Annotated in this window: 25 protein-coding genes; 15 read left to right on the top strand and 10 right to left on the bottom strand. The window is 72.4% G+C overall.

The window, feature by feature from the left end:
* Positions 1-3: 3 nt before the first annotated feature.
* Entirely contained in the window at positions 4-1,014 is a 1,011-nt protein-coding gene (locus AC07VX_RS06200) for a DUF3667 domain-containing protein (protein ID WP_493162536.1), read from the top strand.
* Here AC07VX_RS06200 and AC07VX_RS06195 read toward each other — a convergent pair.
* The 6 genes from AC07VX_RS06195 to AC07VX_RS06170 form a co-directional block, all read right to left on the bottom strand.
* The gene (locus AC07VX_RS06195; protein ID WP_493162537.1) at positions 1,011-1,214 is read right to left on the bottom strand and encodes a hypothetical protein; all 204 of its coding nucleotides are present in this window, start codon (positions 1,212-1,214) and stop codon (positions 1,011-1,013) included. The two genes, AC07VX_RS06200 and AC07VX_RS06195, sit on opposite strands and share 4 nt — an antisense overlap.
* A 63-nt stretch (positions 1,215-1,277) precedes the next feature.
* Positions 1,278-1,412 carry a hypothetical protein gene (locus AC07VX_RS06190; protein WP_493162538.1) on the bottom strand — a complete coding sequence of 45 codons (135 nt, stop codon included), beginning with the start codon at positions 1,410-1,412 and terminating at the stop codon, positions 1,278-1,280.
* 71 nt (positions 1,413-1,483) lie between these two features.
* Complete coding sequence (locus AC07VX_RS06185) at positions 1,484-2,119, bottom strand: response regulator (RefSeq protein ID WP_493162539.1); 636 nt, start codon at positions 2,117-2,119, stop codon at positions 1,484-1,486.
* Positions 2,116-4,446: a hybrid sensor histidine kinase/response regulator gene (locus tag AC07VX_RS06180; protein WP_493162540.1), complete on the bottom strand. Its 2,331-nt coding sequence runs from the start codon at positions 4,444-4,446 to the stop codon at positions 2,116-2,118. Before AC07VX_RS06180 ends, AC07VX_RS06185 begins: the two co-directional genes overlap by 4 nt.
* 58 nt (positions 4,447-4,504) lie before the next feature.
* On the bottom strand, positions 4,505-5,257 hold the full coding sequence (locus AC07VX_RS06175; protein ID WP_493162541.1) for a sulfite exporter TauE/SafE family protein: 753 nt from the start codon (positions 5,255-5,257) through the stop codon (positions 4,505-4,507).
* Between the two features lie 49 nt (positions 5,258-5,306).
* On the bottom strand, positions 5,307-5,531 hold the full coding sequence (locus tag AC07VX_RS06170; protein WP_493162542.1) for a hypothetical protein: 225 nt from the start codon (positions 5,529-5,531) through the stop codon (positions 5,307-5,309).
* Between the two features lie 244 nt (positions 5,532-5,775).
* On the opposite strand from AC07VX_RS06170, the gene AC07VX_RS06165 reads away from it, so the two are divergent.
* Genes AC07VX_RS06165 through AC07VX_RS06150 form a run of 4 tightly spaced genes read left to right on the top strand, consistent with a single transcriptional unit; the run spans position 5,776 to position 9,727 of the window.
* Positions 5,776-7,260 carry an alpha/beta hydrolase gene (locus AC07VX_RS06165; RefSeq protein WP_493162543.1) on the top strand — a complete coding sequence of 495 codons (1,485 nt, stop codon included), beginning with the start codon at positions 5,776-5,778 and terminating at the stop codon, positions 7,258-7,260.
* A complete protein-coding gene (locus tag AC07VX_RS06160; protein WP_493162544.1) occupies positions 7,257-8,039 on the top strand; it encodes an ABC transporter ATP-binding protein in 783 nt (260 codons plus the stop codon). Before AC07VX_RS06165 ends, AC07VX_RS06160 begins: the two co-directional genes overlap by 4 nt.
* Positions 8,036-9,199 carry an ABC transporter permease gene (locus AC07VX_RS06155; RefSeq protein WP_493162545.1) on the top strand — a complete coding sequence of 388 codons (1,164 nt, stop codon included), beginning with the start codon at positions 8,036-8,038 and terminating at the stop codon, positions 9,197-9,199. Before AC07VX_RS06160 ends, AC07VX_RS06155 begins: the two co-directional genes overlap by 4 nt.
* Positions 9,200-9,211: 12 nt before the next feature.
* Entirely contained in the window at positions 9,212-9,727 is a 516-nt protein-coding gene (locus tag AC07VX_RS06150) for a hypothetical protein (protein ID WP_493162546.1), read from the top strand.
* Here AC07VX_RS06150 and AC07VX_RS06145 read toward each other — a convergent pair.
* Positions 9,724-10,218 carry a hypothetical protein gene (locus AC07VX_RS06145; RefSeq protein WP_493162547.1) on the bottom strand — a complete coding sequence of 165 codons (495 nt, stop codon included), beginning with the start codon at positions 10,216-10,218 and terminating at the stop codon, positions 9,724-9,726. The two genes, AC07VX_RS06150 and AC07VX_RS06145, sit on opposite strands and share 4 nt — an antisense overlap.
* Before the next feature lie 157 nt (positions 10,219-10,375).
* Between AC07VX_RS06145 and AC07VX_RS06140 the strand changes: the two genes are divergently transcribed.
* Positions 10,376-10,534, top strand: a complete 159-nt coding sequence (locus AC07VX_RS06140) for a DUF2061 domain-containing protein (RefSeq protein ID WP_493183871.1) — start codon at positions 10,376-10,378, stop codon at positions 10,532-10,534.
* Here AC07VX_RS06140 and AC07VX_RS06135 read toward each other — a convergent pair.
* The 3 genes from AC07VX_RS06135 to AC07VX_RS06125 all read right to left on the bottom strand — a co-directional run bounded on the left by AC07VX_RS06135 (position 10,522) and on the right by AC07VX_RS06125 (position 11,711).
* On the bottom strand, positions 10,522-10,788 hold the full coding sequence (locus AC07VX_RS06135) for a YkgJ family cysteine cluster protein (RefSeq protein WP_493162549.1): 267 nt from the start codon (positions 10,786-10,788) through the stop codon (positions 10,522-10,524). The two genes, AC07VX_RS06140 and AC07VX_RS06135, sit on opposite strands and share 13 nt — an antisense overlap.
* Before the next feature lie 23 nt (positions 10,789-10,811).
* Positions 10,812-11,006 (bottom strand): YgaP family membrane protein, encoded by a 195-nt coding sequence (locus AC07VX_RS06130; protein WP_493162550.1) that lies wholly within the window; start codon positions 11,004-11,006, stop codon positions 10,812-10,814.
* A 66-nt stretch (positions 11,007-11,072) separates the two neighbouring features.
* Entirely contained in the window at positions 11,073-11,711 is a 639-nt protein-coding gene (locus tag AC07VX_RS06125; protein ID WP_493162551.1) for a Crp/Fnr family transcriptional regulator, read from the bottom strand.
* Between the two features lie 93 nt (positions 11,712-11,804).
* Here AC07VX_RS06125 and AC07VX_RS06120 point away from each other — a divergent pair, with 93 nt between their 5' ends.
* The 9 genes from AC07VX_RS06120 to AC07VX_RS06080 all read left to right on the top strand — a co-directional run bounded on the left by AC07VX_RS06120 (position 11,805) and on the right by AC07VX_RS06080 (position 20,614).
* Positions 11,805-12,557: a cytochrome b/b6 domain-containing protein gene (locus AC07VX_RS06120; protein WP_493162552.1), complete on the top strand. Its 753-nt coding sequence runs from the start codon at positions 11,805-11,807 to the stop codon at positions 12,555-12,557.
* 5 nt (positions 12,558-12,562) lie between these two features.
* Complete coding sequence (locus AC07VX_RS06115) at positions 12,563-13,222, top strand: winged helix-turn-helix domain-containing protein (protein WP_493162553.1); 660 nt, start codon at positions 12,563-12,565, stop codon at positions 13,220-13,222.
* Positions 13,219-14,577, top strand: coding sequence for an ATP-binding protein (locus tag AC07VX_RS06110; protein WP_493183870.1), 1,359 nt, complete (start codon positions 13,219-13,221; stop codon positions 14,575-14,577). The genes AC07VX_RS06115 and AC07VX_RS06110 overlap by 4 nt, the downstream gene beginning before the upstream one ends.
* Before the next feature lie 189 nt (positions 14,578-14,766).
* Positions 14,767-16,716, top strand: a complete 1,950-nt coding sequence (gene mnmG / locus AC07VX_RS06105) for a tRNA uridine-5-carboxymethylaminomethyl(34) synthesis enzyme MnmG (protein WP_493163821.1) — start codon at positions 14,767-14,769, stop codon at positions 16,714-16,716.
* Positions 16,713-17,339: a 16S rRNA (guanine(527)-N(7))-methyltransferase RsmG gene (rsmG, locus tag AC07VX_RS06100; protein WP_493162555.1), complete on the top strand. Its 627-nt coding sequence runs from the start codon at positions 16,713-16,715 to the stop codon at positions 17,337-17,339. Before mnmG ends, rsmG begins: the two co-directional genes overlap by 4 nt.
* 77 nt (positions 17,340-17,416) lie before the next feature.
* Positions 17,417-18,190 carry a ParA family protein gene (locus tag AC07VX_RS06095; RefSeq protein WP_493162556.1) on the top strand — a complete coding sequence of 258 codons (774 nt, stop codon included), beginning with the start codon at positions 17,417-17,419 and terminating at the stop codon, positions 18,188-18,190.
* The gene (locus tag AC07VX_RS06090; protein WP_493162557.1) at positions 18,187-18,729 is read left to right on the top strand and encodes a GNAT family N-acetyltransferase; all 543 of its coding nucleotides are present in this window, start codon (positions 18,187-18,189) and stop codon (positions 18,727-18,729) included. Before AC07VX_RS06095 ends, AC07VX_RS06090 begins: the two co-directional genes overlap by 4 nt.
* Complete coding sequence (locus AC07VX_RS06085; protein ID WP_493162558.1) at positions 18,722-19,468, top strand: GNAT family N-acetyltransferase; 747 nt, start codon at positions 18,722-18,724, stop codon at positions 19,466-19,468. Before AC07VX_RS06090 ends, AC07VX_RS06085 begins: the two co-directional genes overlap by 8 nt.
* Positions 19,469-19,573: 105 nt before the next feature.
* Positions 19,574-20,614 (top strand): OmpA family protein, encoded by a 1,041-nt coding sequence (locus AC07VX_RS06080; RefSeq protein ID WP_493162560.1) that lies wholly within the window; start codon positions 19,574-19,576, stop codon positions 20,612-20,614.
* The last annotated feature ends 7 nt before the right edge of the window (positions 20,615-20,621 follow it).

Below are 20,621 nucleotides of genomic sequence, written 5' to 3'. Positions count from 1 at the left end.
GCCATGGACGAGCTCAGCGGACTGACCGGCGGCGGCGCCGCCGTGGCGGCCTCGGCCGAGATGGCCGGCCTGGCCGGCAGCAAGCCGCAGGCCGCGCACGGCCACGGCAGCAGCGGCGCCTGCCTGAACTGCAACACCCCGCTGGCCGCGGGCGCCCGCTTCTGCAGCCAGTGCGGCCAGGACACGGCGAACCACCCGCCCTCGCTGACGGAGTTCGTGCACGAGTTCGTCAGCCACTACATCGCCGTCGAGGGCACGCTGTGGAAGAGTCTGTGGGGCCTGATGGCCAAGCCGGGCTTCCTGACGCGCGAATACCTCGCCGGCCGCAAGCAGCGCTATGTGCTGCCGCTGCGCCTGCTGCTCACGCTGGGCCTGCTGTTCTTCCTGGCGCTCAAGCTGATGCCGGGCAGCACGAACACGCTGGGTCTGGATGACGACGAGGCCGTGCAGGTGGCCGCGGAGGGTGCTTCGGCGCCGTCGGTGGCGGCCGCCAAGATGGCCAGGGTCAAGAAGAGAATGGCCGAGCACAGCGGGGACTTCCACATCGTCGGGCCCGGGCTGGCGTCCCAACTGCCCCAGGGCACGCAGGACCGCATCCACCGCGCCGAGGAGCACTGGCGCGCCGATCCCCAGGGCTCCGTGCGCGCCATGGGCGCCACGATGATGGGCCTGGCGCCCTATGCGGTGCTGTGCTCCCTGCCCTTCTTCGCCGGCCTGCTCAAGCTGCTGTTCTGGCGTCAGCCCTACGGCGCGCACTTCGTCTTCGCCATGCACCTGCACGCGGCCTGGTACGGCATGCTGCTGCTGGCCGTGCTGCTGCCCTGGGGCCTCGTCGCGTTCGCTGCCTGGGCCTGGTCCAACATCTATCCGGTGGTGGCGCTCAAGCGCGTGCACGAGGCCAGCTGGTGGACGACGGTGCTGCGCGCCGCGCTGCTGGCGGTGCTGCACTGGTTCATCATCGGCCTGGGCCTGCTGGCCCTGGTCATGGCCGGGGCGCTGGCGACGACCGGTTAGCCGTCTGCGAGCAGCGGCTCGCGCCGCAGGTCGGCGTCCACATCCATCAGCACGCTGGCCAGCTCCAGCGTGCGCCACAGGCCCTCAGGCATGGCCAGTATGGCCTCCGGGGTGCGCGCCTGGCTGACCCAGGCACCGATCTCGGCATGCTGTTCATCGGTCAGCAGGCAACGGTCGCGCATCTCGTCGAGTGTCTGCACGCTAGCCTTTCATCGCGGCGCGGCGGCCGCAGCAGGGGTGGTTGCGGTCGGGAACGCCGGACGTCACTTCTTGCGCGGCCTGGCGGTCTTGGCCGGCGGCGCCTTGGGCGCGTCGCCGATGACGGTCTTCAGCGGACAGACCTTGAAGGCCGGGCACTTGGCGCAGCCGGCAACGATGGCGATGGGGCAGAGGGTCATGGCTGGCTTCCCGAAGGGTGGCGGTCTGAAGGGCGGCCCAGCATACGCCGCCCTCCGATCCCTGGCGCGCTTCAGTCCAGCCAGCCCAGCGCCCGCGCCCGCACCACAGCCTCGGTGCGGTTGCGCGCCTGCAGCACGCGCAGGATGGCGGCCAGGTGCAGCTTGACCGTGCCCTCGCTGAGGCCCAGCTCGCGGGCGATCTGCTTGTTGGGCTCGCCGCGGGCCAGGGCCTTGAGCACCTCGGCCTGGCGCGGCGTCAGCCTCGCGGGCGGGGCCGCCGGCGCGGGCTCTGCGGCCAGGCCCGACAGGGCCTCGGCCGGCACGTAGACGCCGCCGCCGAGCACGAGGCGCAGCGCCTGCAGCAGCAGTTCGGCACCCGCCGTCTTGGGGATGAAGCCGACCGCGCCGGCGGCCAGCACGGCGCGGATGGTGGCCGCGTCGTCATGGCCGGACGTGACCACCAGCGGCCGGCCGGCCAGGGCCTCGCGCAGCGCCTGCAGGCCCCCCAGCCCGTCCATGCCGGGCATCTGCAGGTCCACCAGGGCCAGGTCCACCGGCTCCGCAAGGCCGGCCAGCGCCGCCGCCAGGTCGCCGGCCTCGCAGACCTGCACGTCGCCGGCCTCGCCGTCGCGCGAGCGCAGGCCGCGCACGGCGCGGGCGAGCGCATCGCGCACGAGCGGATGGTCGTCGGCCACCAGCACCCTCATCGCGCCCTCCCCGTCACGACGCCCTCCAGCCACTCGCGCAGGCGTTCGGCCGGCACGGGCTTGGCCAGCGTCGGCAGGCCCGCAGCGGCCAGCTCGCGCAGCACCGCCGGGTCGGACTCGCCGGTGACGACCAGCGCCGGCAGCGCGCTGCCCAGCGCCCCGCGCAGGCGCTGCACGGCCTCGACGCCGCTGCGCCCGCCGGGCAGGCGCTGGTCCACGACGAGGGCCTGGATGCCTGGCGCGAAGCCTGCCTCGGCCTGACCGGCGGCCTGCACCTCGCAGCCCCAGCCGCGCAGCAACCGCGTCAGCGCGTCGCGCACGTCGGCATCGTCCTCCAGCACGCCGACGCGCAGGCCGGCCAGCGGCACGGGCGCGGCCACGGGCGTCGCCGGCGTCTCGGCGGGCGGCGGGGCCTGCAGCACCGGCAGCGCGAGCATGAAGACGGTGCCGTGCCCGGGCCGCGAATGCAGCGCCAGCGGCAGGCCTAGCAGCGTTGCCAGCCGCCGCACGATGGCCAGGCCCAGGCCCAGGCCGGCGCTACGGTCGCGCTCGGCGTTGCCAACCTGGAAGAACTCCTCGAAGACGCGCTCGCGGTGCTCGGCCGCGATGCCGATGCCGGTGTCCCAGACCTCGACGCGCCAGCTCGGCCCGCGCCGGCGCAGAGCCAGCAGCACGCCACCGCGCGCCGTGTAGCGCAGCGCATTGCCGAGCAGGTTGCGCAGGATGCGTTCGAGCAGCAGCGCGTCGGTCAGCGCCAGGGCTGCCTTGGCTCCCCGGCCCAGGCGCAGCGCCAGGCGCAGGCCGCGTGCCTCGGCCTGGGGGGCCGCCTCGTCGGCCAGGCGCTGCAGCAGGGGCGCCAAGGCCATGGGGGCCGAACGCGGCACGACGGCACCGGCATCGATGCGCGACACGTCCAGCAGGCTGTTGAACAGGCTGTCCAGCGCCGCCAGCGAGCGGGCCATGCGCTCGGCCAGCTCGGCCGGCTCGGCCGGCAGCGGCTGCTGGCGCAGCGCGGCGAGGTACAGACCCAGCGCGTGGGCCGGCTGGCGCAAGTCGTGGCTGGCGGCGGCCAGGAAGCGGGCCTTGGCCTGCCCGGCCGCCTCGGCCGCGTCGCGCGCCTGGCGCATGTCGTCCAGCGCGCGGCGCAGCTCGGCGTTCTGGGCTGCCACACGCTGCTCCAGTTCGGCATTCAGACCTTCCAGCGAGCGCTGCGCGGCGATGAAGCGGTCCACCAGCAGGCGCACGACGACGAAGACGAACACCAGGCCCGTGTAGGGCACCAGGCGCACGAAGTTGTTGTCGGTCGGGTCGCCCAGCCAGTCGTGGACGCCGAAGCCCAGCGACACGACGGCCGAGCCGCCGATCAGCCAGGCGTCGAGGTCGCGGCGGCGCCAGATCGCGCTGAGCATGGCCGCCACGCCGCCGGCCACGACGACGATGAGGCCCAGGCGCCACCAGTGCGTCGCCACGACCAGCCGGTTGGCCGCCGCGCCGGCATACAGCAACGGCACGCTGGCCGGCGCCAGCGCCCACAACGCGCGCTCGGCGCGCGGCAGCACCCAGTCGGCATAGCGCAGGCAGAAGATGACGACCATGCCGATCCAGAAGCCCAGCAGCACATGCCACCAGATCATCTGGTGGGGCTGATGCAGCAGCAGCACGGGCCAGGCCGACCAGGCGTTGTGCAGGCCCCAGCCCAGCGCCGCGAGGCCGAAGCTGCCAACGATGACCTCGTGCCGCCGCGCCCACAGCGCCAGCATGACGATGCCCAGCACGCCGATGACGGCGCCCGACACCAGCGGCCCGACGACGGTGCCGCCGAGCTTGGCACGCTGGCGGGCCTGCAGCTCGCGCAGCGGGCCGACCTCCAGGCGCGAGACCTCGATGAAGGGCGCGCCGCGCGCCAGCAGTTCGACCTGGTTCTCGCCCGAGCGCCACAGCGCGTCGGGCACGGCCACGAGCAGCGGCCAGTCCGGCGCGCGCGGCAGCTCGGCGCCGGCGGCCAGGCTGTCGTGCAGCAGCTGGCCGTTCAGCACGAGCCTCGCCTGGGCCTGCATGCCGGGGAAATAGAGCGCCCGGCTCCGGGCCGGCACGTCGAAGCCGAGGGTCCAGCGGTAGCGGCGCTCGGCGGCCTGGCCCGGCGCGCCGTTGCCGCCGTCGGGCAGGCTCACCGTCTGCCAGCGGCCGGCGGCGTCCTGCCACTCGGCGGTGGCCACGACGCGCAGCGGCTCAGCCGCCCCGGCCAGCAACACCCACGCGGCCAGGCCCAGGGCCGCCCATGCCCGGCGCCACGCCCCGCCGCTCCCACCTGCCGCCTTCACCGTCATGCGCCGGCCTCCGCTGCGCCGCGATCATCCCGCCACAGCCGACCGGGCGGCAAGCACCTCACAAGGTCAGCGCCTTGCGCAATGCCGACACGGCGACCACCACCAGCAGCAGCGCGAAGGCCTGCTTGAGCCGCTTGACCGGCAGGCCATGGGCGCAGCGCACGCCCAGCGGCGCGGCCAGCACGGCGGCCGTGCCGATCCAGGCCGCAGCCGTCCACCACACCGGCGCCGCCTGGCCGGCCAGGCTGGCCAGCGCCACCACGGACAGCAGCAGCGCGACGCCGCTGGAGGTCGCCACCGCGCTGTGCATGGGCAGCGCCCGCTGCTCCAGATAGGGCACGGTGAAGACCGCACCGCCGACGCCGGCCAGCACGCTGACGCTGCCGATGGCCACCGCCGCTACGCTCACCGGCCAGGTTTCGCCCCAGCGCCAGGGGCGCGCCAGGAACTGCCGCCACGCGAAATAGCCGGCATAGGCGGCGAACACCAGCGCCACCCAGGCCGGCCGCAGATGCGGCAGCAGCACGGCGCCCAGCCAGGCGCCCAGCACGATGCCCGGCGCCAGCGAACGCATCGCCGACGCGTCGAAGGCGCCGCGGCGCCATTGCGCAACGAGGGCGCTGAGCGTCGTCGGCACCATGGCCGCCAGCGACGTCGCGACGGCCACCTGCGGCAACGGCGCGCCGGCCGCCAGGTGAGCCGGCAGCAGCGCCAGCATGGCCGGCACCACGACGAAGCCGCCGCCGATGCCCAGCAGCCCGGCCAGGAAGCCGGACAGCAGGCCACAGCAAAGCAGGATCAGGATCTCCATGACATCTCTCCCTTCATGCCGGCGTCGTGGCCGGCGTGCCCCGCCCCGATCAGCCGCCCGGGTAGACCGTGGGCAGCGCGCCGGTGTCTTCGTCGCCGGCCGGCGTCGGGGCGGGCGTGGCCCGCGTGACGGCCACCGGCTCCGGTGGCGCGCTGGGGCGCAGCAGCAGCACACCGCTGAGCGCGAGCTGCAACAGGGCCACCGTCGCGCACACGAGCAGCGCGACGCGGTGGCGGCGCAGGCCGGCCTGCATCTGATGGATATCGAACTTCATCGTCATCTCCCGTGGGGTGAGCGGACGACCCGCTCGAAACAAGGCTAGGTCGCACCCGCCGTCGGGGCCTCGGCCGCAAGGCAGCAAGGGCGACGGCATCCGGCCTGGCCGAAAGGCATAACCGCCACTCGTCGCGCCGGCCCGCCATTCATGCGGCCGGACCGGCCACCCATGCCGGAACCCGTCGCGGCCGCGCAGGGCGGCCCGGATACTGCGGGCCTCCCGACTCCCACGAGCCCCTGGCATGTCGCTTGTCCCCGGCCGCATCGGCCGCCTCACCCTGATGGCCGCCGCCGCATGGCTGGCCCTGCCGGCGCTGGCCGGCACGCCGCTCATGCCCTGCCGCGTCGACGGCATCCCCAACGAGCTGCAATGCGGCAGCATGCAGCGCCCGCTGGACCCGGCCCGGCCGGACGGCATGAAGATCGACATCCACTACCTCGTCGTGCCGGCGCTGGCCCGCAACAAGCAGCCCGACGCCGTGCTGCTGCTGGCCGGTGGCCCCGGCCAGAGCGCGATCAAGGTGGCGTCGCGCGTGCTGCCCCGGCTCTCGCGGCTGAACAACCGCCGCGACCTCGTCTTCATCGACCAGCGCGGCACCGGCCGCTCGGCGCCGCTGGACTGCCCCGACGACAGCAAGCTGCCCCTCACCGAGCAGCTGGACGGCGCGGCCCAGCTGCGCCGCGTCGAGGCCTGCCGCGCGACGCTGGAAAAGCTGCCGTACGGCCAGGACGGCGGCCTGCGCTTCTTCACGACGACGATCGCCATGCAGGACATGGACGCCGTGCGCGAACGCTTGAGCGTGCCGCAGTGGAACCTCGTCGGCGCCAGCTACGGCACGCGGGCGGCGCTGGAATACCTGCGCCTGTTCCCGGCCAAGGTGCGCCGCACCGTCATCGACGGCGTGGCGCCGCCGGACATGGTGCTGCCGGCCAGCTTCTCGACCGACGGCCAGGCCGCGCTGGACAAGCTGCTCGACGCCAACGCCAAGACCCACCCGACGTTGCGCGCCGACTGGCAGAAGCTGCTGGCCTCGCTGCCGCGCCAAGTCACCGTGCAGCAGCCGCTGACGGGCGTGCCCGAGCACTTCACCGTGACCCGCGACCTGCTGCTGCGCGCCGTGCGCGGGCCGCTCTACCAGCCGGCCCTGGCCGCCGCGTTGCCGGCTGCCATCCAGGCCGCCGCCAACGAGGGCACCAACGGGGGCGGCTTTGCCGGCCTGTTCGGCCTCAGCACGGCCTTCGGCAGCAACCCGTCCATGCGTCTCGCGATGGGCATGCATTTCTCGGTCATCTGCGCCGAGGACGCGCCACGCATTGGCGAGTCCCGCGACGTGCCCGGCGTGGACTTCAAGACCCAGGACGCCGAGATGTACGCCCACGTCTGCAAGACCTGGCCCCGCGGCGAGGCGTCGCCCGACTTCTACAAGGTGCCACCCGCGCCCAGCCCCGTGCTGGTGCTGAGTGGCGGTGCCGACCCGGCCACGCCGCCACGCCACGGCGAGCAGGTCGCGAAGGCGCTGGGCGCCGGCCACCCGGAGCGCGTGCAGCACATCGTCGTGCCCGAGGCCGGCCATGGCGTCAGTGCCTTGGGCTGCATGCGCGACCTGGTGTTCCGCTTCATCGACGCCAAGCTGGATGCCGCCGCCCTGCCCCAGGACGCCGCCTGCGCCACGCGCATCCCGCGCCCCGTCGCCTTCCAGCCGGTTCGGGAGGGAGCCGCGAAATGATCACCATCCAGGACGTTCACAAGCAGTTCACCGCCCAGAGCGGCGGCAGCCTCTTCAAGCGCGGCGCCAGGCGCGTCGTGCACGCGGTGCAGGGTGTCTCGCTGAGCGCCGGCAACGGCCGCATCACCGGCCTGCTGGGCGCCAACGGCGCCGGCAAGACGACGACGCTGCGCATGCTCGCGGGCCTGTTCCCGCCGGACGCGGGCCACATCACGGTCGACGGCATTGCGGTCAAGGACGCGCCGCTGAAGGCGCTGTCGCGCATGGGCATCCTCGGCGACGCCCACGGCCTGTACCCGCGGCTGTCGGCGCGCGAGAACATCGTCTACTACGGCCGCCTGCAAGGCATGAGCCCCGACGCCGCCAACGCGCGCGCCGAGACCCTGGCGAAGCTGCTCGACATGGGCGCCATCCTCGACCGCCGTGCCGACGGCTTCAGCCAGGGCGAACGCATGAAGACGGCCCTGGCCCGCGCGCTGGTGCACGACCCCGCCAACATCGTGCTCGACGAGCCCACCAACGGCCTGGACGTGCTGGCCACCCGCGCCTTGCGCGAGGCGCTGCGCTGGCTCAAGAGCCCCGAGGGCGGCGCCAAGTGCATCGTCTTCTCCACGCACATCATGCAGGAGGTGGAGCAGCTCTGCGACGAGGTGGTCGTCGTCTCCAAGGGCCGCAGCGTGGCCCGCGGCAGCGTGTCGGAGCTGCTGGCCCAGGCCGGCGAATCCCGCTTCGAGGACGCCTTCGTCAAGCTCGCATTTCCGGAAGAGGTGGCGGCATGAAACAAGCACTCATCGTCTTTGCTAAAGAACTCTCCGATGCGCTGCGCGACCGCCGCACGCTCTTGCGCCTGCTCATCCCCGCCGTGCTGATGGGACCGCTGCTGCTGATGGCGCTCTCCGGCCTGATCGCCTCGCTGGAGGAGCGCGCCGAGAAGCGCGAGATCCTGGCCGTGAACATCGAGGCCGCGCCCACGCTGAAGAACTTCATCGAGCGCCAGACCTACACGCTCAAGGCCGCGCCCGAGGACTACGAGGCGCGGCTGCGCGGCACCAAGCTGCTGGAGCCGGTGCTGGTCGTACCCAAGGACTTCGAGGCCAGGCTGCTGGCCGGCGAGGCGCCCACCGTCGAGGTGGTCAGCGACAGCGCCAACCAGCGCGCGGCGGCCGGCGTTGGCGCCATCAAGGGCCTGCTCTACGGCTTCAACCGCGAGCGCGCCTCGCTGAACCTGGCGATGCGCGGCGTGTCCACCGAACTGCTGGAACCCGTGGACCTGCAGGAGCGCGACCTCGCCAGCGCCCAGGCCCGCGCGGCGCGGCTGACCGGCATCATCCCGATGTTCATCATCATGGCCGTGCTCTACGGCGCCCTTACCGCGGCGCTGGACAGCACCGCCGGTGAACGCGAGCGCGGCTCGCTGGAGCCGCTGCTGATGAACCCCGCGCCGCACGGCGCCATCGTGGCCGGCAAGTGGGGCGCCGTCGCACTGATGGGCATGGCCGTGGCGCTGCTGTCTTCCCTGAGCTTCGTGCCGGCGCAGTGGCTGCTGAAGAGCGACGTGCTGCAGGCCCAGTTCAGCTTCGGCGGGCCCGAGGTGCTGGCCTTCTGGCTGTTGCAGATCCCGCTGGCCGCCGGCCTCTCGGCCCTGCTGATGGCCCTGGCCATCCGCTCCAAGACCTTCAAGGAGGCCCAGGCCGGCAGCACGCTCGTCATCACGGCCGTCACGCTGATGCCCATGGTGAGCCTGCTGAACCCGGGCGGCGAGGCGGCCTGGTATTTCTGGGTGCCAGGTCTTGCCCAGAACACGCTGATGATGAGCGTGCTCAAGGGCGAGGCGCTGCGCTGGAGCCAGGTGATGCCGGGCGTCGCCGTCGGCTTCGCGCTGGCGGCCGTGGCGCTGCTTTACGTGGCGCGGTCGATGCGGGCAGCGGTGGCACGGTAAGCTGCGCGCCGCATGAAACGCTTCGCCTCCCTGGCCGCCGCGGCACTGCTGCTGTCCGGCTGCACCGGCCTCAAGAGCTTCAGCGCCTTCGAGCCCGCCACGCCGCCGGACTACGCCGGCCCCACGGCCAACGTCGCCGACCAGGTCGTGGCCATCAGCCCCCAGCGCCTGCACGTCTTCGAGATGACCGAGGTCGATGGCCGGCGCCTGTCCAGCAGCAGCATGGCCAGCGCGCGCGCAGGCCAGGGCAGCGGCATGACCCTGGCCGCCGTGGCGCTGACCAACGAGCTGGCGCTGCGCCCGGCCCGGGTGCGCCTGCAGGCCGCGACCCAGTACCCGTCGCCGCTGGTCTCGATGTCGAACGCGAGTTGTCGCACGGTGGGTGAGGTGGGCTTCACGCCCGAGGCGGGCAAGGCCTACCGCGTGGCGGGGCGCATCGCGGCCGAGACCTGCGAGGCCTGGATCGAGGACGTGGCGACGAAGCAGCCGGTGACGGCCAAGGTCAGCGGCAAGGGCACGGGGTCCTAGAGCTTGCGGGCCGCCGCGCTGAGCAGGGCGCGCGAGTACCGGCGGTGAAAGCCCAGCAGCGCGTGGAAGACCCTGCCGAAGCGCGGTTCACCGCCGGCGCCGCGACGGCGCGGCACGACAGCCGAGCCGAACCACAACGTCGTCGCCCCGCCCTCGCCCGCCTGGGCCTTGAACCAGGAGCGCGTGGCGCCGCTGTCCTCGTGCATCAGCAGCTCATCGCCCTCGCGGGCCTCCACGGTCCAGACCGCCAGCCGCTCACCCTCGCCGCGCGCCAGGGCCCGCGCCATCGCGTCGCTGGCGGGCTTGCCGATCAGCGCAAGCAGCGCCCTCTCGACCTTGAACAGCCGCGTCGTGTAGAAGGCCTCGACGAACTCGGCCAGCGTGACGGCACGCGGCAGGCGCAGCGTGTAGGCGTCGGCAAACGCGCCGCGCTGCTCGGCCAGGCGACCCAGCAGGCTGGCCGGCGGGACGGGGGTGTCGGCGGGCGTCATGGCGGCGAAGCCTAAACGCGATCGCCGGCATGGCCGGAAGTGATTGGCCGCCGGTGACGAGAAAAATCAGCATTTGGCTATTCGATTTCACCGGGCAATAGCACCATGGCCAAGACCGCCAGTCTTCGGCATCCTGCACCTCGGCACCTCGTTCGGCGTGACCTATGCGCTGACGGGCAGCCTGTCCGTGGCCGGCGCGGTGACCTTCGTCGAGCGGCCGGCCAACACGGTGCTGCAGCACTTCTTCGGCAAATACTGGGACCGCCCACGCGCCAGGGCCTGGCGGGCGCGTGGCGCCGGGCTTCAGCCGGCCTGACCAGGCGCCGTCTCGCGCTCCATCCAGCCCAGCCAGCGCATGGCCTGCTCGCGGCTGTCACCGCACATCAGCTCGCTGGGCTGCAGCGAGCCGCACACGGCCGGGCGCTCGGGCCGGCCGAAGATCCGGCAGCGGTCCTCCTCATCGAGCTGCACGCAGCGCACACCGGCCGGCTTGCCGTTCGGGTGGCCGGGGATGGGCGAGCTGATCGACGGCGCGATGCAGCAGGCGGCGCAGCGGGGGCGGCATTCCATGGCGGGATTGTCCCGCCACGGCCTCAGGACTTCAGCGGGCAGGTGCTGAAGCCAAAGATGCTGTACAGCGGGCAGCTGCTCATCAGCCCGGTGGCCAGCGCCACAAGGCCGATGTAGCCCCAGGCGCCGATGGTCCCGGTGACGGCCAGGGCCAGCAGCACCAGACCGGCGAGGATGCGGACGATGCGGTCAATGCCGCCAACATTGGTCTTGAACATCAGGCTCTCCTTCAGGGATGGTGACGCGATCTTCGAGACTGCACGGCGAACTGTCGGTGACCGCGGTCACACAGGGCTTGAGCCAGCGCAAACCCGCTGCAGCGCGGCCGCGTCGGCGATGTCGATGCGCTCGCGCCCCAGCACCACCCAGCCGTCGCGCTCGAAGCGGCGCAGCAGCCGGCTGACGATCTCGCGCACGGTGCCGAGTTCGTCGGCCAGCTGCTGGTGGGTGGTTGCCAGCCGCGGGCCGCGGGCGCTGAGCAGAGCGGCCAGGCGCTGGTCCAGGCGCTGGAAGGCGACGGCCTCCACCAAGGCCATCAGGTCGGCCAGGCGTTCGGCCATCAGGCCCATGACGTAGCGGCGCAGCACGGGGTCGCGCTCGCAGACGGCCTCGAAGTCCGCCGGGGCGATGAGGCGCAGCGCCGTCTCGGTGCGCGCCTCGCCGCTGGCCGTGGCCACGCGGTGGGCGAACAGGCAGGTGGCCGAAACGACGCAGACCTCGCCGGGCTCGACACGGTAGAGCTCCATGCGCCGGCCATCCGGCGCGAGCAGCGACACGCTGACGCTGCCCTCGTCGACGATGGGAAAGCCCGGGCAGGGGTGGCCGGCGTCGAAGAGGCGGGTGCCGGCCGGCACCCGCATCGGCTGGGCACGCGCGGCGAGCTCGGCCAGCGGTGCCAGTGCGGGGTCGGGCGGGATGGGCATGGGGGCATTGCAGCATGCCCCGCAGGCGGCTTGCCTTCAGACAACCCTAAGCCGGCGGCGCCAGCATCGCGGCATCCGCCTCAGGAGCCTCGCATGACCTCGACTTCCACCGACCTGCCGGCCGCCGACGCGCCGGCCCACCCGCCCGCCACCGTCACCCAGCCGCTGTGGGACGCCCCCGTGCGCCTGCTGCACGCCCTGATGGCGCTCAGCCTGGCAGGCGCCTGGCTGACCGCCGAGGCCGATGGCTGGCGAGCGGTTCACATCAGCTTCGGCTTCACGCTGGCCGGCGCCATGGTGCTGCGCCTGCTGTGGGGCTTCATCGGCACGCCGCCAGCGCGCTTCGCGAACTTCGTGCGCGGGCCGGCGGCCGTCATCGGTCATCTGCGCGAGCTGCTGGCCGGCCGTGCCGCACCGCATGCCGGCCACAACCCGGCCGGCGGCTGGGCCGTGCTGGCCTTGCTGGCCGCAGGCCTGGCAGCAGCCGGCAGCGGCTGGCTGGCCTGGCAGGGCGGCGAGGCCTGGGAGGAAGTGCACGAGGCCCTCGCCAACGGCCTGCTGCTGCTGGTGGGCGTGCACGTGGCTGCGGTGCTGCTGACCGGCTGGCTGGCGCGCGACCGCCTCGTGCCCGCGATGCTGACCGGCCGCAAGGCCGTGCCCGCCGGCACGACGCCAACGCGTGCCATGCACCGCGGCCTGGCCGTGGGCCTGCTCGCCGCGACGCTGGGCTTCTGGGCCTGGAGCCTGGGCCCGTCCTCGCCCTGGCGCGACGCCGGTGGCTCGGCCGAGATGGGCCAGGGCGGCGAAGGGCGGCATCATCGCGGCCATGACCACGACGACGACTGACGACGATGCGCATCCTGCTTGCCGAGGATGATCCGCTGCTGGGCGACGGCCTGCGCGCCGGGCTGCGCCAGCAGGGCTTCCAGGTCGACTGGGTGCGCGACGGCGAGGCGGCCGAGCGCGAGCTGCGCGCCGCGCCCTACGCCGCCGCGGTGCTGGACCTGGGCCTGCCGCGACTGGACGGCTTCGACGTGCTGGCCCGTGCCCGCGCCGCCGGCTGCACGGTGCCCGTCCTCGTGCTGACGGCGCGCGATGCCGTGCCCGACCGCATCCGCGGCCTGGACGGCGGGGCCGACGACTACGTCGTCAAGCCGGTGGACCTGTTCGAGCTGGGCGCGCGGCTGCGCGCGCTGGTGCGCCGCGCCCACGGCCAGCCGCAGGAGCTGCTGGCCTGGCAGGACCTGCAGCTCGACCCGGCCGCGCGGCGCGTGACGCGGGGCGGCGCCGAGGTGGCGCTGTCGGCGCGCGAGTTCGACCTGCTGGCCCTGCTGCTGCGCCAGGCCGGCCGCGTGCTGAGCCGCGAGCAGCTGGAGGCCCAGCTCTACGCCTGGGGCCAGGAGGTGGACAGCAACGCCATCGAGGTCCATGTACACCACCTGCGGCGCAAGCTCGGCGCCGGGCTGATCGAGACGGTGCGCGGCGTGGGCTACCGGGTGCCCCAGCCATGACCGTCTTCATGAAGCGCCTGCCCTCGCTACAGGCACGGCTGCTGGCCGGCGTGCTGGCCGTGGCACTGGGCGTCGGTGGCCTGACCGGCGCGCTGGCGCTCCGCCAGGCCGAGCACGAGCTCGACGAGCTGCTGGACGCCCACCTGAGCCAGGCCGCCGCCCTGCTCGTCGTGCAGCACAGCGGCCGACTGGCGCACGACGACGACGCCGTGCTGGACGCGCCCAGCCTGCACCGCTACGCGCCGCGCGCCGTCTTCCAGGTCTTCCACGAGGGCCGGCTCGCGCTGCGCTCATCGCAGGCGCCGCTCGCGCCGCTGGTGGCCGGCATGGCGGGCGGCTTCCACACGGTCGCGCGCGGAGACACGAACTGGCGCGTCTTCGTCGCGCACGGCGCCAGCGCGGACGTGACCGTGCTCGTCGGCGAGCGCGAGTCGGCACGGCGCGAGATCCTGTGGGCCACGCTGGGGCCGCTGCTGGCGCTGGGCGGCGCGGCGCTGGTGCTGATGGTGCTGCTGGGCGCGGCCGTGCTGCGCTGGGGGCTGGCGCCTGTGCGCCGCCTGCGCGCCGAGCTGGCCGCGCGCCGCCCCGACCAGCTCGCCCCCCTCGCCCTGGCCGACGCACCGACCGAGCTGGCGCCGCTGATGGCGGCCCTGAACACGCTGTTCTCGCGCATCGAGGCGCTGCTGCAAGGTGAGCGCCGGCTCACTGCCGACGCCGCACACGAGCTGCGCACGCCCATCGCGGCCATCCGCACCCAGGCCCAGGTGGCCCTGGGCGCACGGGACGAGGCCGAGCGCACCCACGCGCTGGCCGCCACGCTGGCCGGCTGCGACCGCGCCGCCCGCCTCATCGACCAGTTGCTGATGCTGGCCCGGCTGGAAGCCGCCGCCGCGCCGCCGCGCGCGCCGCTGGCCCTGGCCGAGCTGACCCGCCAGGCCGTGGCCGACGCCGCCGAAAGCCCGCTGAACCAGGGCCATGCACTGGCGCTAGACGCATCCGGACCGGTCCAGGCTCTGGGCGACGCGCTGCTGACCCAGGTGCTGCTGCGCAATCTGCTGGACAACGCGCTGCGCTACAGCCCGCCGGGCAGCCCGGTGACGCTGACGGTGGACGCCGCCGCAGATGGCTGGCGGTTGAGCATCGAGGACGGTGGGCCGGGCCTGGACGACGCCGGCCTGGCGCGCCTGGGCCAGCGCTTCCAGCGCGGCGACGGCCGGGCCCAGCCGGGCAGCGGCCTGGGCTGGTCCATCGTGAGGCGCATCGCAGCGCTGCAGGGCTGGGCCGTGACGGTGGACCGCTCGCCCACCTTCGGCGGCCTGCGCGTGAGGCTCGCGCCCGAGAAATCCGGTGGATGACTTATCCACAGCCGCTTCGTAAAATTCTGGGTTTGCCCGATGGCATGGGTGCCCCTCGTCCAGGGAATACCTTGGACGGTCCCCCGAGGGGACGGCGATGCTTGCCGGCTCGACCGGCAAGCGCACGCCTGAGCGGGCCGGCTTGGGAGCGACCCGGCGCTCGGCCCGAAATGCGGAATGGATGAAGAGATGCTCTACCCCAAGGAATTCGATGTCATCGTCGTCGGCGGCGGCCATGCCGGTACCGAGGCGGCGCTGGCCGCCGCGCGCATGGGTGCGCAGACGCTGCTGCTGACCCACAACATCGAGACCCTGGGCGCGATGAGCTGCAACCCCAGCATCGGCGGCATCGGCAAGGGCCACCTCGTCAAGGAGGTCGACGCGCTGGGCGGCGCGATGGCGCTGGCCACCGACGAAGGCGGCATCCAGTTCCGCATCCTGAACGGCAGCAAGGGCCCGGCCGTGCGCGCCACCCGCGCCCAGGCCGACCGCATCCTCTACAAGGCCGCCATCCGCCGCCGGCTGGAGAACCAGCCCAAGCTGCAACTCTTCCAGCAGGCGGTGGACGACCTGATGGTGGAGGGGGACCGCGTCGTCGGTGCCGTCACCCAGGCTGGCATCCGTTTCCGCGCCCGCGCCGTCGTGCTGACGGCCGGCACCTTCCTGGACGGCCGCATCCATGTCGGCCTGGAGAACTACAGCGCCGGCCGCGCCGGCGACCCGCCGGCCGTGTCGCTGTCGGCGCGGCTCAAGGAACTGAAGCTGCCGCAGGGGCGCCTGAAGACCGGCACGCCGCCGCGCGTCGACGGCCGCACCATCGACTTCAGCAAGTGCGAGGCGCAGCCGGGGGACCTGACGCCGGTGCCGGTGTTCAGCTTTATGGGCAGCACGGCCATGCATCCGCAGCAGGTGCCCTGCTGGATCACGCACACGAATGCGCGCACGCACGAGATCATCCGCAGCGGCTTTGACCGCAGCCCCATGTTCACCGGCGTCATCGAGGGCGTGGGCCCGCGCTACTGCCCGAGCATCGAAGACAAGGTGAACCGCTTCGCCGACAAGGACTCGCACCAGATCTTCCTGGAGCCCGAGGGCCTGACGACGCACGAGTTCTATCCGAACGGCATCTCCACCTCCCTGCCCTTCGACATCCAGCTCGCCGCGGTGCGCAGCATCCCCGGCCTGGAGAACGCCGACATCCTGCGTCCCGGCTACGCCATCGAGTACGACTACTTCGACCCCCGCGGGCTGAAGGCCTCGTTCGAGACCAAGGTCATCCAGGGCCTGTTCTTCGCCGGCCAGATCAACGGCACCACCGGCTACGAGGAAGCCGCAGCACAAGGCCTGTTCGCCGGCCTGAACGCGGCACTGCAAGTCCGCGGCGACGGCCCGTGGACGCCGGCGCGCGACCAGGCCTACCTGGGTGTGCTGGTGGACGACCTCATCACCAAGGGTGTGACCGAGCCCTACCGCATGTTCACGAGCCGCGCCGAGTTCCGGCTGCAGCTGCGCGAGGACAACGCCGACGCCCGCCTGACCGAGACCGGCCGCCAGCTGGGCCTGGTGAACGATGAACGCTGGGCCGCCTTCAACCGCAAGCGCGACGCTGTTTCACGTGAAACTGAGAAGCTGAAAAGCACCTGGGTGCACCCCGGCATCCTGCCGGCGGCGGACGCGGAGCGGCTGGTTGGCAAGGCGCTGGAGCGCGAATACAACCTGGCCGACCTGCTGCGCCGGCCGGGTGTCGGCTTCGACACCGTCGCCGAGGTCGCTGCGATCGCACGACCTGAGGCCGGTGTCTCACGTGAAACGCTGGTCGCCGAACTGGGCCGCGAGCTCGCCGACCTCGTCGCCGAGCAGGTCGAGATCAGCACCAAGTACGCCGGCTACATCAACAAGCAGGTCGACGATGTCGCCCGCGCCGCCCACTTCGAGCACCTGAAGCTGCCCGACGACCTGGACTACGGCCTCGTCCACGCCCTCTCCTTCGAGGCGCGCCAGAAGCTGAACAAGCACAAGCCCGAAACGCTGGGCCAGGCTTCGCGCATCTCCGGCATCACGCCGGCTGCGATCTCGCTGCTGCTGGTGCACCTGAAGAAGGGCAAGTTCAAGGGCTTCACCGAGGCGGAAGCCGCATGAGGGCCACGCTCCAGGCGGCTGCCAACGAACTCGGCCTCGAACTCACGGACACCCAGCTCGACCAGCTGCTGGCCTACCTGGCCCTGCTGCAGAAGTGGAACAAGGTCTACAACCTGACCGCCGTCCGCGATCCGGCCCAGATGCTGAGCCATCACCTGGTCGACAGCCTGTCGGTCATCGCACCGCTGCAGCGCCACGGCGCGCCGGCGCGGCTGATGGACGTCGGCGCCGGCGGCGGCCTGCCGGGTGTCGTCATCGCCATCTGCTGCCCCGGCACTGACGTCAGCTGCGTGGATGCCGTCGCCAAGAAGGCCACCTTCATCCAGCAGGTCGCGGCCGAGCTGAAGCTGCCCAACCTGCATGGCGTGCACAGCCGCGTCGAACAGCTGACCACCGAGCCCTTCGGCGTCATCACCTCGCGCGCCTTCGCATCCCTGGTCGACTTCACCAGCCTGACCTGCAAGCATCTTGCTGAGGGTGCCGTCTGGATGGCCATGAAGGGCCAGCACCCGGCCGACGAAATCGCCGCCCTGCCCGCCGACGTGGATGTGTTTCACGTGGAACAGCTGGCCGTTCCCGGCCTGGACGCCCAGCGCTGCATCATCTGGATGAAGCCTCGCTGAGGTCACTTCACGGGTCGCGCCCGAGGGTCGACCCGCCCTCTCCCCGGTACGATGCCGGCAGTCGAGAACTGGAACCCATGGCCAAGATTTTCTGCATCGCCAACCAGAAGGGCGGCGTCGGCAAGACCACCACCACCGTCAACCTCGCCGCCGGCCTTGCGCAGATCGGCCAGCGGGTGCTGGTCGTCGACCTCGATCCCCAAGGCAACGCGACCATGGGCTCGGGCATCGACAAGCGCAAGTTGGAGCTCACCGTCTACGACGTGCTGCTGGAGTCCGCCTCCCTGGCCGAAGCCAAGGCCCGGGCCGAGAAGGCCGGCTATGACGTCCTCGGCGCCAACCGCGAACTGGCCGGCGCCGAGGTGGACCTGGTCGCGCTGGAGCGCCGCGAGGCACGCCTGAAGGCGGCGCTCGCCGAGGCTGGCAAGGACTACGACTTCATCCTCATCGACTGCCCGCCATCGCTGTCCATGCTGACGCTGAACGGCCTGTGCAGCGCCCACGGCGTCATCGTGCCCATGCAGTGCGAATACTTCGCGCTGGAAGGCCTGACCGACCTGGTCAACACCATCAAGCAGATCCACGCCAACCTGAACCCCGACCTGCAGATCATCGGCCTGCTGCGCGTCATGTTCGACCCGCGCATCACGCTGCAGCAGCAGGTCAGCGACCAGCTCAAGACTCACTTCGGCAACAAGGTGTTCGACACCGTCATCCCGCGCAACGTGCGACTGGCCGAGGCACCGAGCTATGGCCTGCCGGGGGTCGTCTTCGACCCGAGCTCCAAGGGTGCGCAGGCGTTCGTGGACTTTGCCAAGGAGATGGTGAAGCGGATCGAGACGATGCGGTGAGCGCGGTCACGCTGCGCCCGATGCACGACGGCGACGCCGACGCCATCGCCGCCCTGCACGCCGCCAGCTGGCGCAGCGCCTACCGCGGCGTGTTCAGCGACCACTACCTCAACCACGAAGCCGATGCCGAACGCCGGGAGACCTGGCGGGCCCGCCTCCAGCCCGGCGAGGCCGGCCCGCACTGGGGTCTGGTGGCCGAGGACGGCGACGGCCAGCTGCTCGGCTTCGCCTACGTGATGCCCGACCACGACCCGACCTGGGGCGACTACATCGACAACCTGCACGTCGCCCCCGGCCTCCGGGGCGGCGGCATCGGCCGGCGACTGATGCAGGGCGTGGCCGAGCGCCTGCGCCGCACGGGTTCGACGCGCCCGCTCTACCTCTGGGTGCTGGACGTCAACACTGCGGCCCGGGGCTTCTATGAGCGCCTGGGCGCCGAGGTGCGGGACCCACAGCTGAGCGACCCGCTCGCCGGCCGGCAGCACCCCGTGTGGCGCTGCGTCTGGCACCACCCCTCCAAGCTGCTCGACGATGACTGACGCCCTCGCCCTCCGCGCCGAACTCGCCGGCCTCGACGCCAGCGCTCCCCCCCAGCAGGCCAACATCGACGGCTGGCTGATCCGCCTGTCGCCCGGCAAGGCCAAGCGCTCGCGTTGCATCAACGCGCTGCGCCAGGGCAAGCTGCCGCTGGACGAACTGCTGGCCCGCTGCCAGGCCGCCTACGATGCCGCCGGCCTGCCGCTGGCCGTGCGCGTGACGCCCTGGAGCCAGCCCGTCGACCTCGACGCCCACCTGGCCGCCAAGGGCTGGGGCGTGTTCGATGCGGCCGACGTGATGGTGCTAGCCGCCCTCGACCCCGCGCCCGCACCGGTCGCCCTTCAGGCCCTGGACGCGCCCGCCTACGCCGCCCTCGTCGGCGCGCTGCGCGGCTCGTCCGCCACGGCCATCGCCGCCCATGCAGAGCGCATTGCTAACGCACCGGTCACCTACCAGGGCTTTGCGCTCAACGACGCCGCTGGCCAGCTGCTGGCCTGCGGCCAGATGGTCGTCGACGGCGACATCGTCGGCCTCTACGACATCGCCTCGGCCGTTCAGCGGCAAGGCCATGGCGAGCGCCTGTGCCGTGCCCTGCTGGCCCTCGCCCACAGCCAGGGCGCACGCCAAGCCTATCTGCAGGTAGGCAGCGACAACGAGACCGCCCAGCGCCTTTACACGCGCATGGGCTTCGTCTTCGCCTACCGCTACCACTACCGCAGCCCGGAAACGAAGCTGGTCTGAGCCGGGGCTCGTCCCCCCTTTCGGCTCCCACGTTTGCATGTCGCCGCAGCTGGGGTCTTGGGCGTTGGCTGCGTCAACATCGCGCCTCCCAACCCACCGCCGCCCATGACGCCCTTCCGCGCCGCCCTCGCCCTCATCGCCTCGCTCGGCATCGCCGCCACGGCCCTCGCCGAGGCCCCCAGGGCGGATGTCTCCGGCAGCGCCGACCACCCCGTGCTGAAGCGCTTCACCGGCAGCGTGCTCGTCGGCTACGACCAGCAGGACTGGGAGCAGCGCAGCTTCCCCGACGCCAGCGGCGTGTCCAAGACCGAGAACGACAAGTTCGCCCGCCCGGTGAACCTGGAAGGCAAGGCCACGCGGCTCTTCTACCTGTCGCCACTGGGCAAGAGCCCGCTGGAGGTGTTCCGCAACCACCAGCAGGCGCTCGCCGCCGCCGGCTTCAAGCCCACCTGGCAGTGCGAGACCGAGGCCCAGGGCTGCACCAAGGCCTATTTCGCGCTGGACGGCTATGAGCGCGCCAAGGGCATGCGCTGGGCCGAGGGTGACGTGCCCGGCGCCACCGCCGAATACCGCAGCAGCGCCTGGCCGCTGGCCATGTCCATCAGCCACGACCAGGCCCGCATGCTGGTGGGCACGCTGACCAGCGGCGGCCGCACGCTGAACCTGCTGCTGTTCACGTCCATGGCCGCCAACGAGCACACCAACCGCGCGGCCACCTACATCGAGATCGTCGAGCCCAGGGCCATGCCCACCGGCCAGGTCACGGTGGACGCCAGGGCCATCGCCCAGGGCCTGCAGGCCGAAGGCAGGATCGCGCTGTACGGCCTGTTCTTCGACACCGGCAGCGCCGAGCTCAAGCCCGAGTCCAGGGCCCAGCTCGACGCGATGGCCCAGCTGCTGAAGAGCCAGCCCGCGCTGAAGGCCTGGATCGTCGGCCACACCGACAACGTCGGCAGCTTCGAGGCCAACCAGACGCTGAGCATGGAGCGCGCCCGCGCCGTCGTGCTGGCGCTGACCGCGGCGCCGTACAAGGTCGATGCCAAGCGCCTGGGCGCCAAGGGCCTGGCCAGCCTGGCCCCGGTGGCGGGCAACGGCGACGAAGCCGGGCGGGCCAGGAACCGGCGCGTGGAGCTGGTGGCGCAATAGCGCCGCA

Source organism: Roseateles sp. GW821-FHT03B02 (assembly GCF_059421025.1).
This window is presented reverse-complemented; position numbering and strand designations above follow the sequence as displayed.

Excerpts from the sequence above, each read along its gene's own strand:
- AC07VX_RS06200 (WP_493162536.1), top strand. The coding sequence starts at position 4 with ATGGACGAGCTCAGCGGACTGACCGGCGGCGGCGCCGCCGTGGCGGCC.
- AC07VX_RS06190 (WP_493162538.1), bottom strand. The coding sequence starts at position 1,412 with ATGACCCTCTGCCCCATCGCCATCGTTGCCGGCTGCGCCAAGTGCCCG.
- AC07VX_RS06185 (WP_493162539.1), bottom strand. The coding sequence starts at position 2,119 with ATGAGGGTGCTGGTGGCCGACGACCATCCGCTCGTGCGCGATGCGCTC.
- AC07VX_RS06180 (WP_493162540.1), bottom strand. The coding sequence starts at position 4,446 with ATGACGGTGAAGGCGGCAGGTGGGAGCGGCGGGGCGTGGCGCCGGGCA.
- AC07VX_RS06175 (WP_493162541.1), bottom strand. The coding sequence starts at position 5,257 with ATGGAGATCCTGATCCTGCTTTGCTGTGGCCTGCTGTCCGGCTTCCTG.
- AC07VX_RS06170 (WP_493162542.1), bottom strand. The coding sequence starts at position 5,531 with ATGAAGTTCGATATCCATCAGATGCAGGCCGGCCTGCGCCGCCACCGC.
- AC07VX_RS06165 (WP_493162543.1), top strand. The coding sequence starts at position 5,776 with ATGTCGCTTGTCCCCGGCCGCATCGGCCGCCTCACCCTGATGGCCGCC.
- AC07VX_RS06160 (WP_493162544.1), top strand. The coding sequence starts at position 7,257 with ATGATCACCATCCAGGACGTTCACAAGCAGTTCACCGCCCAGAGCGGC.
- AC07VX_RS06155 (WP_493162545.1), top strand. The coding sequence starts at position 8,036 with ATGAAACAAGCACTCATCGTCTTTGCTAAAGAACTCTCCGATGCGCTG.
- AC07VX_RS06150 (WP_493162546.1), top strand. The coding sequence starts at position 9,212 with ATGAAACGCTTCGCCTCCCTGGCCGCCGCGGCACTGCTGCTGTCCGGC.
- AC07VX_RS06145 (WP_493162547.1), bottom strand. The coding sequence starts at position 10,218 with ATGACGCCCGCCGACACCCCCGTCCCGCCGGCCAGCCTGCTGGGTCGC.
- AC07VX_RS06135 (WP_493162549.1), bottom strand. The coding sequence starts at position 10,788 with ATGGAATGCCGCCCCCGCTGCGCCGCCTGCTGCATCGCGCCGTCGATC.
- AC07VX_RS06130 (WP_493162550.1), bottom strand. The coding sequence starts at position 11,006 with ATGTTCAAGACCAATGTTGGCGGCATTGACCGCATCGTCCGCATCCTC.
- AC07VX_RS06125 (WP_493162551.1), bottom strand. The coding sequence starts at position 11,711 with ATGCCCATCCCGCCCGACCCCGCACTGGCACCGCTGGCCGAGCTCGCC.
- AC07VX_RS06120 (WP_493162552.1), top strand. The coding sequence starts at position 11,805 with ATGACCTCGACTTCCACCGACCTGCCGGCCGCCGACGCGCCGGCCCAC.
- AC07VX_RS06115 (WP_493162553.1), top strand. The coding sequence starts at position 12,563 with ATGCGCATCCTGCTTGCCGAGGATGATCCGCTGCTGGGCGACGGCCTG.
- AC07VX_RS06110 (WP_493183870.1), top strand. The coding sequence starts at position 13,219 with ATGACCGTCTTCATGAAGCGCCTGCCCTCGCTACAGGCACGGCTGCTG.
- mnmG (WP_493163821.1), top strand. The coding sequence starts at position 14,767 with ATGCTCTACCCCAAGGAATTCGATGTCATCGTCGTCGGCGGCGGCCAT.
- rsmG (WP_493162555.1), top strand. The coding sequence starts at position 16,713 with ATGAGGGCCACGCTCCAGGCGGCTGCCAACGAACTCGGCCTCGAACTC.
- AC07VX_RS06095 (WP_493162556.1), top strand. The coding sequence starts at position 17,417 with ATGGCCAAGATTTTCTGCATCGCCAACCAGAAGGGCGGCGTCGGCAAG.
- AC07VX_RS06085 (WP_493162558.1), top strand. The coding sequence starts at position 18,722 with ATGACTGACGCCCTCGCCCTCCGCGCCGAACTCGCCGGCCTCGACGCC.
- AC07VX_RS06080 (WP_493162560.1), top strand. The coding sequence starts at position 19,574 with ATGACGCCCTTCCGCGCCGCCCTCGCCCTCATCGCCTCGCTCGGCATC.